The sequence below is a fragment of the Thermocrispum sp. genome, from assembly GCF_002919275.1.
Taxonomy (GTDB): domain Bacteria; phylum Actinomycetota; class Actinomycetes; order Mycobacteriales; family Pseudonocardiaceae; genus Thermocrispum; species Thermocrispum agreste.
The window spans coordinates 55,504-67,554 of sequence record NZ_PKFA01000036.1 but is presented as its reverse complement, the minus strand read 5'-3'; the positions used below and the strand labels follow the sequence as shown (position 1 = coordinate 67,554).

Sequence of the window (12,051 nt, the reverse complement as noted above, 5' to 3'; positions counted from 1 at the left end):
AAGGCGCCGGTGTTTGCCGAGCCGCCGAAGTTCGACGGCAGTGGGAGCGCGGAGAGCAGTTCGAGCACCGGTGGTGGGGACAAGAACAAGGCCATCTCCTCGATCGGGACGAACCTGCCGCGGGTGAGCAGGCCGACGTCGCAGCCGACGGGTACGAGTAGCAGGACCAGCCGCAGTGGTGGGCGGATCGAGCCGCCGAAGACGGGCACGAACAACCGCACCGGTGACAGCTCGGGCAGTTCGCGGGGTGGTGTCCGCCTGCCGGACGGGTCGCGGCGGTTGCCGGACGGCACCATCGTCAAGCCCGATGGCACCCGGATCCTGCCGGACGGGACGCGGGTGTTGCCGGATGGCACTCGGATCCTGCCGGACGGGACGAAGGTGTTGCCGGACGGCACCAGGGTGTTGCCCAATGGCCGGGTCATTCCGCCGGGCAACACCAGCACGTCCGGGTTCGACCCGGCGGGCACGGGTTCGCGGTCCGGGTCGCTTGCCGGGAGTTCGGCCTACGGGTCGACCGGTGTGGGCGGCGGTAGTGCCGGTGGTGGCGCCGGTGGTGTGGCCGGGTTCGGTCCGCTCGGCAGTGGCGCGGCCGGTGGTGCCGCTGGGGGAGCCCTCGGCGCCGGCAAGGGTGCTGGTGTGATCGGTCCCGGTTCACCCGGCGCGGCCGGTGCCGGTGCGGCGGCTGCCCGCGCTGGAGCCGGCGGGTTCGGCCCCCGCGGCATGGCCGGCATGATGGGCGGCGCCGCAGGCGCGCGTGGCCAGGGTGCCGAGGACAAAGAACACAAAGACCAGTACTACATCAAACAGGAGATGGACCCCGGCCTGAAAGTCGAATACGACGAACACGGCGAAAAACTCATCGACGAAACCACCGGCATGACCGTCGTCCCATCAGTCATCGGCGAATAACCCACCCCGCCTGCGGGCCCGAGCACGGTATCCGCCATCAGCGCGTCCTGAGTGACGATGGTGGTCGGCTGGTCGCTGCTCGAGACGAGCGGCTTGCGGCTCGTCGTGTCGGCGAGGCTGGTTTGGCCTGTGTGTCCGAGACGAGACGGCGGGCCGTTGCCTACCGCTGTTTCGGGTGCAGATTCATCCACGATGGTGGGCGCGCCCCGGGTGCCGACCCCTGTCCAGCGTGCAGATTCCACGCCTCAGCAGCGCCGGGTCGATCTACACCTTGGCCGTGCCCGCCGGTGGATTCGACTGCGGAGCGTGTGCTCGCAGCACGCCCAGACCGTCGTGGCCGTCGGCGTGGAGGCCGCTCATGGCCTGCCGGGGGGCACGGTCACTGACGGGGAAGCGACCGTCCTGATCGCAACGCGCTGATCGTCGCCGTCACCGCGGTGGGAGCACGGCCTGGGTCTGCGTCACCTGGGCACCCGCCGCTCGTGCTCGTCGAACAGGTCGGTCTGCGAAACGATCACGGTCGGGCAGGATCGGGGTGCTGGGTTGGCGTTGAGACCGGCACGGCTGCGTGCTGCCGATTGTGATTCACACAGTCAGCGAGACGATCAGCGCCGCCATGGCGCCCGTCGTGGCGACCGAGCGGACGTGATTCCACGCCACCCAGCGGCGGCGGTACTCCGCCCAGAACGATGCGCCATCGGGAGTGGCGGGGTCGGATTCGGCCAGCCGGTTGTTCAACGGCACGTTGCATGCTGCGGTGACACCGAACGAGCCGACGAGATACAGCAAGCCGCCCGCCAGCCGCCAGGGAGACTCCGCTTGCCAGTCGACGACGGCAGCCACCGACAGGATCGCGCTGAGCAGTGTCGTTCCCATGAACGACAGCAGGAACAGTGGGTTGAGGATGTCCTCGTTGATCGCCCGCATCGCTGTGGCGCCGTGCTCCGGCGCCAGTCGGCCGAGCGACGTCATCACGAAACCGGAGAACGCGTAGAAGATGCCGGCCATGAGTCCGCACCCCACGGCGGCGACGACGGTCAATGCGGTGATCATGACCGCATCATCCCGTGACGGGACGTTCCTCCGCTACGAGAAGCTTGAGACGAATTCTGGCGTGCGGGACTCGCTCGGACGCGGCGCGGGGAGCCTCGAAACGGGCTCGGGCAGGGTACAGCCCTCAGCGCCTTGGTGAACGGCGGGGCTGAGGAGCGGTGTTTGGAGTCGCGGCGGGTCGGTGGACGTGCATCTGTCAGGGCTTTGGTGAACGGCGGGGCTGAGAAGCCGTGTTTGGAGTCGCGGACGGCTCGGGCAGGGCACAGTGCTCCGTGCCGCGGTTGACGGCGCGGCCAAGGAACGGTGCGCGGAGTACGCGCAACGGGGCTCGGCCGAGACACAGCGTGTGGAACTTCAGGACACTCCCCGACCAAGGCGCATGGCGCCACGGGAGATTGCTCGACGTGTGGAGCCACGGAAGGAAGTACGCAGGACCCCGAGAGGCGTCCTGTCTTGGAGCGGACGACGGGACTCGAACCCGCGACCCTCACCTTGGCAAGGTGATGCGCTACCAACTGCGCTACGTCCGCAAGCGACGACCGAAGTTTATACCGCTCGCTCAGCGCGCCGTGCAGGGGACCACCGATCGGACAGCTTTTGATGTGTCGCCCGTGACCGCTCAGCGCGCCGTGCAGGGGACCACCACTTCACCAGCCACACTGACCGCTGGTCGCGCCGTACCGGCCGCTCGCCTGGCGAATCGGCGCCTGTGGCGCAAAATCGTCACTCTCCGTCGTTCTCCCGGTCACACTGACACCCGATCCGCAGGCGTACGACGTAGCCCGAACGGGGCTGCCGATCACGGTATCGGCGAGGAGGGACCTGGCCGGATGACGCACGAGACGGATGAGCAGGACTTGCTCACACGTCTGCGAAGCGGGCAGGACGAAGCATTCGGCGAGCTGTTCGAGCGGCACGCCCCTGCGGTGCGTCGGCTGGCCTGCAGCCTGGCGAACGACCCTGCCGAAGCCGACGACATCACGGCCGAGACCTTCTTCCGTGTTCTCCGCGCCATCAAGCGCGGCAACGGACCCCACGACAACATCCGCGGCTACCTGCTCACGGTGGCCCGCCGGGTGGCCTGGGAGTGGCGCGGCGCCTCGCACGACGTCCCGGTCAGCGACGACGAGCTGACCAGCCGCGCCGGGGCGACCGAGTCGGCCTGCGCGCGGTCGGCCGAGTACGCGCTCATCACCCGCGCGTTCGTCAGCCTCCCCGAACGATGGCGCACCGTGTTGTGGCGTACCGAGGTGGAGGGTGCGCAGCCGGCCAAGGTCGCGCCGCACTTCGGCTTGACCCCGAACGCGACCGCCGCCCTGGCCCGCCGGGCCAGGCAAGGCCTGCGTGCCGCCTATCTGCAGGCTCACCTGAGCACCTACCAGGGCAACGCGAGCTGTCGCTCGGTGCTGGACAAGCTCGGCAGCTACACCGCCGGAGCCGTCACGCCCGCGGAGGCGGCGCGGATCGCGGCGCATCTCGGCAACTGCGCGGCGTGCCGTTCCACGCACGCAGAGCTGCGCGATGTCTGCCACTCGCTCCGCGCGCACGCCGGGGTCATCGCGTTGGCGCTGCCGTCCCTGGCCGGTGCCGGAGCCTTGGCCGCCGGGTCGGCCGAGTCCGGGGCGGCGGTTGCCACCGGGACAACCGCGACATCCGGGACAACGGTTGCCACCGAGGCAACGGCGACGTCCGGGACAACGGCGTCCGGGACGGCAGCGGTAGCCAGCAAGCTCACCGCGCTCAAGAGCGTCTTCGCCAGCGCCAAACTCAAAGTCGGCGTCGCCGTGGCCTCCACGGCCGTGGTCGGCGTGCTCGGCTGGAGCGCGGGCGCGATGCTCAACGGCGAAGCCGTGAACGTGCTGGGCCTGCACGGCCAGCAGGGCTACGACCGCCACGACCCGACGGTGGAGCGCGGCCACGGCGAGGGAACGTCGTCGCCATCCGGTCAACTGCTCAAGCGCTCCCCGGCCAAGACCATCGATACGCAGCGCCAGGAGCAGGACAGCGACACCCAGCGCCTCGACAGCGTCAAACCGAACAGGTCGGACTCCGGCACGGCGGACCACCTGTCCGGGACGGTCCTGGCCGAAGTTCCGCCGACCACGCCGTCCTCCCCGGACACCGTTCCCGACCTGCCCTCGCCGAAGGCGAAGAACACCACGGTCGTCGAGGGCGCACGCGAGCGGCACCTGCCGGGCTCGCCGCCGGACAGCCAGCCCGAGGAGACGGTCAACAGGCCGGCATTGGCGCCGGAGGAGCCGCCTCAGTCCTCGTACGAGGACGTGGCCCACGACTGCGTCGACGACTTCGAGTACTACGAGTTCTACAACGACGTCGCACACCGGACCGAGATGTACGAGTACTCGTACATGCGTGGTGTGGGTTACGAGCGCACCACCTACATCTACGACGACGGGCAGGAATACTCGTCCACCTACTACTGGCACGACGACTGCTGACCCGCCCGGGGCACCACGAGCAGCTGACGCACGTCCCCGGGTCGTGATCACGCTGAGCGACCATCGAAGCTGCCCGAATTGACGTCTCCGGATGGGCACCGACTACGCCACAATGGGTGCGCAGGAACGGCGATCCGAGAGGAGACGGAATGGCCGAGCAGTCGGTCATCGCAGCCGACGGCCGGAAATGGACTCTGCGCAGTCAGCTGGAATGGCGCGCCCCCGCCACCGCAGAAGACTTCGAGCACGACGTCACCGGTGGCCAGGTCTCCGCGGCGATCATGATCTCCCTGGTCGTGATCTTCGCCGCCGTTCTGTTCCTGTGGATGCCGGACGCGGTGGTCGTGCCGAGCTGGGTGGTGCTCCTGCTGGCCCTGATCATCCTCTTCTTCCCGACGCGCTGGGCGCTGCGCCGGCCGTGGCGGGTCGTCGCGGAGACCGTCGAGAATGACGAGGACGCCGAACCCGAGCGCTGGGTCGGCACCGTCCGGGGCGTGTTCAAGGTGCAGGGCGAGCTCAAGCGGATCAAGACCGCGATCGAGGAGCACTCCATGCCGGACATCAACGGACCGCTCCGGCCGGTCGAGTAGGCACCAGGAGGCGCCATGCCCGAGCTGCCCGAGGTCGAAGCCCTCGCCCACTTCCTCCGGGAGCACGCTGTCGGCCGGGCGGTCTCGCGGATCGACGTGGCGTCACTGGCGGTGCTGAAGACGTTCGACCCGCCGATCACCGCCGCCCACGGCAAAGAAGTCACCGACGTGCGCAGGCACGGCAAACACCTCGACGTCTGCCTGGGCGAGCTGCACCTCATCACCCATCTGGCCCGTGCGGGCTGGCTGCGCTGGTCGGACGAGCTGTCGCCGAAGCCGGTGCGTCCCGGCAAAGGACCGATCGCGCTGCGCCTCCACCTCGGCGGCCCGGGCTTCGACCTCACCGAGGCGGGCACCAAGAAGGGCATGGCGGTCTGGCTGGTGCGCGACCCGTCCGACGTCGCAAGCATCGCCACGCTGGGGCCGGACGCCGCCACACTGGATCGCGACGGCCTGGCGGGCATCCTGGCCGGGCGTACCGAGCGGCTGAAGAACGCGATCACCGATCAGCGGCTCATCGCCGGCATCGGCAACGCCTACTCCGACGAGATCCTGCACACGGCGCGGCTGTCGCCGTATGCCACCGCGGGCCGCCTCGACGACGACGCGCTCGACCGGCTGCACGAAGCCATGGTCACCGTGCTGCGGGATGCGGTCGACCGATCCGTCGGGCAGGAGGCCGCCCGGTTGAAGGGCGAGAAGCGCTCCGGCCTGCGGGTGCACGGCCGTACCGGCCTGCCGTGCCCGGTGTGCGGGGACACGATCCGCGAGGTGTCGTTCGCCGACAAGTCGTTCCAGTACTGCCCCACGTGCCAGACCAAGGGGAAGCCGCTGTCCGATCGTAGGCTCGATCGCCTGCTCAAGTGACATTCACCGAACGCGATCGGCGAGATCACCCAGTGCACTTGTCACCGCGGCGACCAGGCTCGAACATGGTCGGGTGCCGAACGTTCCGCTATCGCAACTCCTCGCTTGGGTGATTGCCACCGTTGCGATCCTGGTCGCGGTGGCGGTGTATCTACGTTCGCGCCGTCCGGGCAAGGCGACCGAGGACGCCGTGCTGCACGCCGTGCACCGGCTCGCCCTGGCCGCCCCCGACCTGCGGGAAGGCCTCGACCAGGAGGCCGCCGACCGCATCACCCGGCACCTGCGTCAGTTGCTGAACTGCGTCGCGGTCGGCATCACCGACGGCGCCGGGGTGCTGCACAGCTGGGACGGCGAGGCCACCGACCACTACGTGGACCTCGAGCCGGCCATCGCCTCCGCGCGGGAGCAACACCGCAGGGAGCTGGTGTCGCACGACAAGCTCCCGTGCTCGCATCGCAGCTCGTGTCGGATGCGGGCGGCGGTGATCGTGCCGCTGATCGTCGAGGGCCGCACCGACGCCGTGCTGATCGTGGTCGGCCGGTCCCGCAGCCGCCGGCTCATCGAGATGGCCGACGCGGTCGCCCAGTTCGTGCGCACCCAGTTCGAGCTGGCCCGGCTGGAGGAGTCGAAGTCGGCGCTGCAGCAGGCAGAGATCAAGGCGCTGCGGGCGCAGATCTCGCCGCACTTCGTCTACAACGCGCTGAACACCATCTCGTCGCTGATCCGCACCGATCCGGAGGAAGCCCAGGACCTGCTGCTGGAGTTCGCGGACTTCACCAGATACAGCTTCCGCAGCTCCGGCATGTTCACCACGCTGGCGGAGGAGCTGCGCAACGTCGACCGGTACCTGACCATCGAGTCCGCTCGGTTCGGCGACCGGCTCAACGTCCGGTTGAAGATCGCGCCGGAGGTGCTGGGCGTGGTGGTGCCGTTCCTCATCGTGCAGCCGCTGGTGGAGAACGCGGTCAAGCACGGCATCTCCGGCAAGCCGGGCGGCGGCACGGTCACCGTGATCGCCGAGGACGCGGGCAACGACGCGGTGATCATCGTGGAGGACGACGGGGTCGGGATGGACCCCGCCAAGCTCAAGAGCCTGTCGTCGGCGCACCGCAGCGGTGAGCACGTCGGCCTCAGCAACATCAGCCAGCGCATGCGGCAGCTGTTCGGCCCGGAGTATCCGGTCATCGTGGAGACCGCGCCGGGTGCGGGCATGAAGATCACCCTGCGGGTGCCCAAGTACGCCCCCGGCGTGCGGCCGGACATCCCCGGCTACGAGGCGGCGAAGGAAGAGCGGGACTCCGGCCGGTCGCCGCTGCTGCCGCCGCAGCCGGTCAAGACCATGCATCGCCCGCGCCCGCGCAGGCTGCCGAGCGCGCGGCTGCACGAGGACCCGCCGACCGAGGAATGGCAGCAGCCGCGCCGTCGCCGCAGGCGAGCGGGCCGGGACAGGCGCGAGGAAACTCGGTTGCCACCACCGCAGCGGGCTCCCTACCGTTGACCGCACGCGGGAAAGGAGGTGGTCCGAAGGTGAATACTTCTTGGACGCGCGAGGTGGTTGTCCGCTGAGCGCGAATACCAGGCAACCACCCGACCCCCTGGGTGCCGGACTTCGTCCAGCCGGCGAATCCGCCCAGGGGGTCGTCCCTTCTCGCTACCCTGGCCTCATGAGCGTTGCCGAGAAGCTGACCGCCCGTCTGCCGAGGATCGCCGACCGCGGGGACAGGTCCGACGTGGTTTCCGTGGTCAAGCTGCACGGTGTGATCACTCCGCAGGGTTCGCCGTTCAGCCGCGGCGTGCTCAACATCAACACCGTCGAGTCCGCGCTGACCCGTGCCTTCGAGCACGACCGGCTCAAGGCGGTCGCGCTGGTGATCAACTCGCCGGGCGGCGCGCCGACCCAGTCCGGCCTGATCGCCGAGCGTATCCGCGGCCTGGCCGACGAGAAGAACGTTCCGGTGCTGGCGTTCTGCGAGGACGTCGCCGCTTCCGGCGGCTACTGGCTGGCCTGCGCCGCGGACGAGATCTACGCGCACAGCACGTCGCTGATCGGCTCGATCGGCGTGGTCACCGGCGGTTTCGGCTTCACCGGCCTGATCGACCGGTACGGAATCGAGCGCAGGCTGTACACCGCGGGCAAGAACAAGCGCAGGCTGGACCCGTTCGAGCCGGAGAAGCCGGAGGACGTGCAGTGGCTGCGCTCGATGCACGACCAGCTGCACCAGTTGTTCGTCGACTGGGTCAAGCAGCGCAGGGGCGAGCGGCTGAAGGACGATCCCGAGCTGTGGAGCGGTGACGTGTGGCTCGGCCCGCGCTCGCACGAGCTCGGCCTGGTGGACGGCATCGGCACGCTGCGCGAGGTGGTCAAGCAGCGCTATCCGGACGCCACCATCACCGTGGCGGAGCCGAAGAAGCCGTTGCTGGCCAGGCTCGGGCTGGGCAGCCCGGCGGCGGCGGGCATCGACGCGCTGCTGACCGCGGTCGAGCATCGCGCGGCCTGGGCGCGTTTCGGGTTATGATGCCGACTGTCCGCAACGTAGCGTGACAGTTCGGTGGACGTTCCGTGAACAACCCCGGCGGATCGTGAACATCGTTCGGTTCGATCTGGACATCGGTACCCCGCAGTGGGCAGGATGCATGTCACCGTGAGTACTCATGACGACACTCGGCGCCTGGTCGCGCTGGCCGTGGACGACGAGAAGCCCGGGCTGGACATGCTCAAGCACCGCTTGCAGTCCAACCGGTACATCGGGCACATCTTCGACGCGGTCGACGCGTCCGAGGCGCTGCGCATCATCTCGGCCGAGCACCCCCTGCTGGCCAAGCGCCGCAAGGCAGGCCTGCCCGCGGTCGACGTGGTGTTCGCGGACATCAACATGCCGGGGCTGACCGGCATGGAGATGGCCCGCGTGTTCGCCGCGCTCAACCCGGCGCCGGAGCTGGTGTTCGTCAGCGGCCACGGCGACGAGGCGGTCAACGCGTTCGATTTGGGCGCGGTGGACTACGTGCTCAAGCCGTACGAGCAGCCTCGCATCGACAAGGCCATCGACCGGGTGCGGGCCAAGCTGCGGGAGCGGTTCGGCGCACCCCAGGAGGACCGCGCGGCACCCAGCGACGACGAAGTCATCCCGGTCGAGCTGGCGGGCACAACCAAGCTCATCCCGCGGTCGCAGGTGCGGTGGGTGGAGGCGCAGGGCGACTACGCCCGGCTGTACACCATGGACGGCTCGTCGCACCTGGTGCGCATCCCGCTGTCGCAGCTGGAGGAACGGTGGGGGAAGGCGGGCTTCGTCCGCATCCACCGCTCGTACCTGGTCGCGTTGCGGTTGATCACCGAGCTGCGCATGTGCCAGGGCGGCTACCAGGTGGTGATCGGCAACGAGGAGAAGCTGCTTCCGGTCAGTAGACGGCACACGCGTGAGCTGAAGGATCGGCTCACCGGCAACCTGAGAAGTTGACCATGGACGACGCCACTCGGACCTCGTCGCCGCGGTGGCCGCGGGTGCGCACACCCGACCCCACGTTGGGGCGCTCCTCCCGGCCGGAGATGAAGCCGGTTTCAGTGGAGCGTGTCCCCGGGGCGCCTGCGCATGCCAAGGCGGACGTCGACCCGCCCACCAAGCCCAAGCGCCAGCGCATCGTGCTCGACGACGGTCCGGTCGCGCCGGTCCGGCCCTATCTGCATTCGCGCTCCGAGCTCGCTCAGCAGACCAGCTGGGGTGCCACGTTGATCGCCGACCAGATCCACGGCCTGCTGAAGATCGGCGTGCTGTTCGCGCTGCTGACGGTGGCCGTGGTGGGCGGTCTGCCGCTGGTGATGTGGTTGCTGCCCGACTTCGCCCGGCTCGAGGTGGTCGGTGTGCCGTTGGCCTGGCTGTTGCTGGGGGTGGCGCCGTTCCCGGTGCTCGGCGGCATCGGGTTGTTGTTCGTCCGGGTGACCGAACGCCATGAGCGGGCGTTCGTCGACATGATCGAGCACAGAGGATGACCGGCCTGCAGATCGCCGCCGCGGTGGCCGTGGTCGTGGTGGCCGTGGTGACCTACACGCTCGGCAGGCGCTCGGCGACCAGGAGCGGGCAGGATTTCGACTTCGCCAGGCGCACCGTGCGGTCCCGGCGCAATGCCGCGGCGATGTCCGGCGAGTACCTGTGCGCGGCGCTGTTCATCGGGATCACCGGGGTGGTGCTGGCCGAGGGTGCCGACGGCCTGTGGTACCCGATCGGCTTCACCGCGGGTTTCGTCGCGCTGCTGATCTTCGTGGCCGCCCCGTTGCGCCGCTCCGGCGCCTACACGATGCCGGACTTCATCGACGCCAGGGTGCCCGGCGCCGGGATGCGCGGGCTGGCCTCGCTGGTCGCCGCGCTGATCGGGGTGCTGTATTTGCTGCCGCAGCTGCACGGCGCCGAGCTGGCGGCCCGCACGCTGTTCGGTGGCCCGGACTGGGCGGGCCCGGTGGCGTTGACGGTGTTGGTGCTGATCACCGTGCTCGGCGGCGGGATGCGCGCCATCACCGTGACGTTGGCGTTCCAGTACTGGCTGAAGATGTTCGCCATCATCGCGCCGACCCTGGTCATGCTGGTGGTGTTCATCGGATCCGCACCGGGTGGCGCGCCGCACGGCATCACGTCCGACGACCCTCCGGTGTTCGCCCGGGACAGCACCATCAGGATCAGCGAGCCGGTGACGCTGCGGGTGGAGGCACCGACCAAGTTCGAAGCGCACGGGGAGATCGCCGGTCACCCCACCGACGGTCCGACCACGTGGTCGCCGCAGCGCGGGCCGCTGGAGGTCGGTGCGGACACGACGTTGACGTTCGAAGCAGGTGCGCCGGTCCCGGTGCTGGCCGGGCATCCCGCAGGCAACGCCGACTGGCTGGATCCGTCCGGCGGCGACGTCTGGGATCTGCTCGGCACGTACTCGCTGCTGCTCGCGTTGGTGCTGGGCACCATGGGCCTGCCGCACATCCTGGTGCGCTACTACACCAATCCGGACGGCATCTCCGCCCGGCGGACCACGCTGCACGTGCTGCTCTTCGTCGGGATCTTCGCGGTCTTCCCGATCATGCTCGCGGTGCTGTCCCGGCTGTACGTGCCGCGTCTGCTGGTGACCGGGGAGACCGACACCGCGCTGCTGCTGCTGCCGTCGGCCATGCTCGGCGGTGGCCTCGCCGGCCAGATCGTCACCGCCGTGCTGGTCGCAGGCATCTTCTCGGCCGTGCTGGCCGCCGCGTCCGGCCTGGTCTTCAGCGTGGCCGGGGTGATTTCGACCGGTGTGCTGCCCGAGCGACTGCGCAAGCAACAGCTGGGAGCGGTACTCGTCGCGGCCGCCGCGCTGGCGATGGCGCTGGCCGCGCCCCGGATAGACCTCGCGCACACGCTTTCGCACGCGTTCGCGCTGGCCGCGTCCACGTTCTGCCCGGTGCTGGTGCTGGGCATCTGGTGGCGCGGGCTCAAGGCGAAAGGCGCCGCGGCCGCCATGGTGATCGGCGCCGGCCTGGTGCTGACCGCGATCGGGCTCGAGGTGGCCGCGCTGCAGCGCGGTGAGGAAGCCCCGGTGTTGATCCAGCACCCCGCGTTGGTGTCCGTGCCGGTCGCGTTCTTCGTGGCCATCGCGGTGAGCAAGATGTCGCGCAGGCGTGTCCCGGCCGACGTCGACGACCTGATGCTGCGGATGCACGCGCCCGACCCGCTGGGCTTCCTGCGGGACCGCAGCTTCCCCCGGCAGACCGAGGAGCGGACCCGGTCCGGGCTGACCAGGCACCGGCGGCACGGGCACGGTTGACGCGGAACCCACGCCGGTCGTGGCACCATCGGATCGTGCCGATGTTTCCCGAAGACGTACCGACGACCCGGGTGGCCGATCTGCCGGACGGCGACCTCCGGCTGCTCGACGTGCGGGAGGACGACGAGTGGCGCGCCGGGCACGCGCCGGATGCGCTGCACATCCCGCTGCGTGACCTGCCCGCGCGGCTGGGCGAGCTGGCCGAGTTCGCCCAGGACGAGCCGATCTACGTGGTCTGCCGCACCGGGGGCCGGTCGGAGCAGGCCACCGCGTTCCTCAACGCCAACGGCTTCGAGGCCTGCAATGTCGCCGGTGGCATGAAGTCCTGGCTGACCGAGGGCAGGCCGGTGGTGGCCGAGGATCCGGGCGTCGAACCGACGGTGCTGTAACGG

11 protein-coding genes and 1 tRNA gene are annotated in these 12,051 nt (G+C 69.6%); 10 read left to right on the top strand and 2 right to left on the bottom strand.

All coding sequences use genetic code 11. The annotated features are described in order from the left end of the window. Positions 1–912, top strand: a 912-nt coding sequence (locus tag CXP56_RS07965) for a hypothetical protein (RefSeq protein ID WP_286900607.1), incomplete at its 5' end; no start/stop codon positions are given. A 585-nt stretch (positions 913–1,497) separates the two neighbouring features. Here the strand turns inward: CXP56_RS07965 and CXP56_RS07960 are convergent. Further along, positions 1,498–1,965 carry an anthrone oxygenase family protein gene (locus CXP56_RS07960; protein ID WP_286900606.1) on the bottom strand — a complete coding sequence of 156 codons (468 nt, stop codon included), beginning with the start codon at positions 1,963–1,965 and terminating at the stop codon, positions 1,498–1,500. Positions 1,966–2,419: 454 nt separating this feature from the next. Continuing rightward, positions 2,420–2,495, bottom strand: a tRNA-Gly gene (locus tag CXP56_RS07955). A 300-nt stretch (positions 2,496–2,795) separates the two neighbouring features. On the opposite strand from CXP56_RS07955, the gene CXP56_RS07950 reads away from it, so the two are divergent. The 9 genes from CXP56_RS07950 to CXP56_RS07910 all read left to right on the top strand — a co-directional run bounded on the left by CXP56_RS07950 (position 2,796) and on the right by CXP56_RS07910 (position 12,048). Then, the gene (locus CXP56_RS07950) at positions 2,796–4,424 is read left to right on the top strand and encodes a sigma-70 family RNA polymerase sigma factor (RefSeq protein ID WP_286900605.1); all 1,629 of its coding nucleotides are present in this window, start codon (positions 2,796–2,798) and stop codon (positions 4,422–4,424) included. Positions 4,425–4,573: 149 nt separating this feature from the next. Further along, a complete protein-coding gene (locus CXP56_RS07945) occupies positions 4,574–5,014 on the top strand; it encodes a hypothetical protein (RefSeq protein WP_028848279.1) in 441 nt (146 codons plus the stop codon). 15 nt (positions 5,015–5,029) lie between these two features. Continuing rightward, a complete protein-coding gene (locus tag CXP56_RS07940) occupies positions 5,030–5,881 on the top strand; it encodes an Fpg/Nei family DNA glycosylase (protein WP_286900604.1) in 852 nt (283 codons plus the stop codon). 73 nt (positions 5,882–5,954) lie between these two features. Continuing rightward, on the top strand, positions 5,955–7,379 hold the full coding sequence (locus tag CXP56_RS07935; protein WP_084609304.1) for a histidine kinase: 1,425 nt from the start codon (positions 5,955–5,957) through the stop codon (positions 7,377–7,379). A gap of 166 nt (positions 7,380–7,545) precedes the next feature. Beyond that, positions 7,546–8,397 (top strand): S49 family peptidase, encoded by an 852-nt coding sequence (locus CXP56_RS07930; RefSeq protein ID WP_028848281.1) that lies wholly within the window; start codon positions 7,546–7,548, stop codon positions 8,395–8,397. Between the two features lie 114 nt (positions 8,398–8,511). Next, the gene (locus CXP56_RS07925) at positions 8,512–9,336 is read left to right on the top strand and encodes a LytR/AlgR family response regulator transcription factor (RefSeq protein ID WP_038045589.1); all 825 of its coding nucleotides are present in this window, start codon (positions 8,512–8,514) and stop codon (positions 9,334–9,336) included. Between the two features lie 2 nt (positions 9,337–9,338). Further along, positions 9,339–9,866 (top strand): hypothetical protein, encoded by a 528-nt coding sequence (locus CXP56_RS07920; RefSeq protein ID WP_051310307.1) that lies wholly within the window; start codon positions 9,339–9,341, stop codon positions 9,864–9,866. After that, a complete protein-coding gene (locus CXP56_RS07915; RefSeq protein WP_286900603.1) occupies positions 9,863–11,659 on the top strand; it encodes a sodium/solute symporter in 1,797 nt (598 codons plus the stop codon). Before CXP56_RS07920 ends, CXP56_RS07915 begins: the two co-directional genes overlap by 4 nt. A gap of 41 nt (positions 11,660–11,700) precedes the next feature. Then, positions 11,701–12,048 carry a rhodanese-like domain-containing protein gene (locus CXP56_RS07910; protein ID WP_028848285.1) on the top strand — a complete coding sequence of 116 codons (348 nt, stop codon included), beginning with the start codon at positions 11,701–11,703 and terminating at the stop codon, positions 12,046–12,048. The last annotated feature ends 3 nt before the right edge of the window (positions 12,049–12,051 follow it).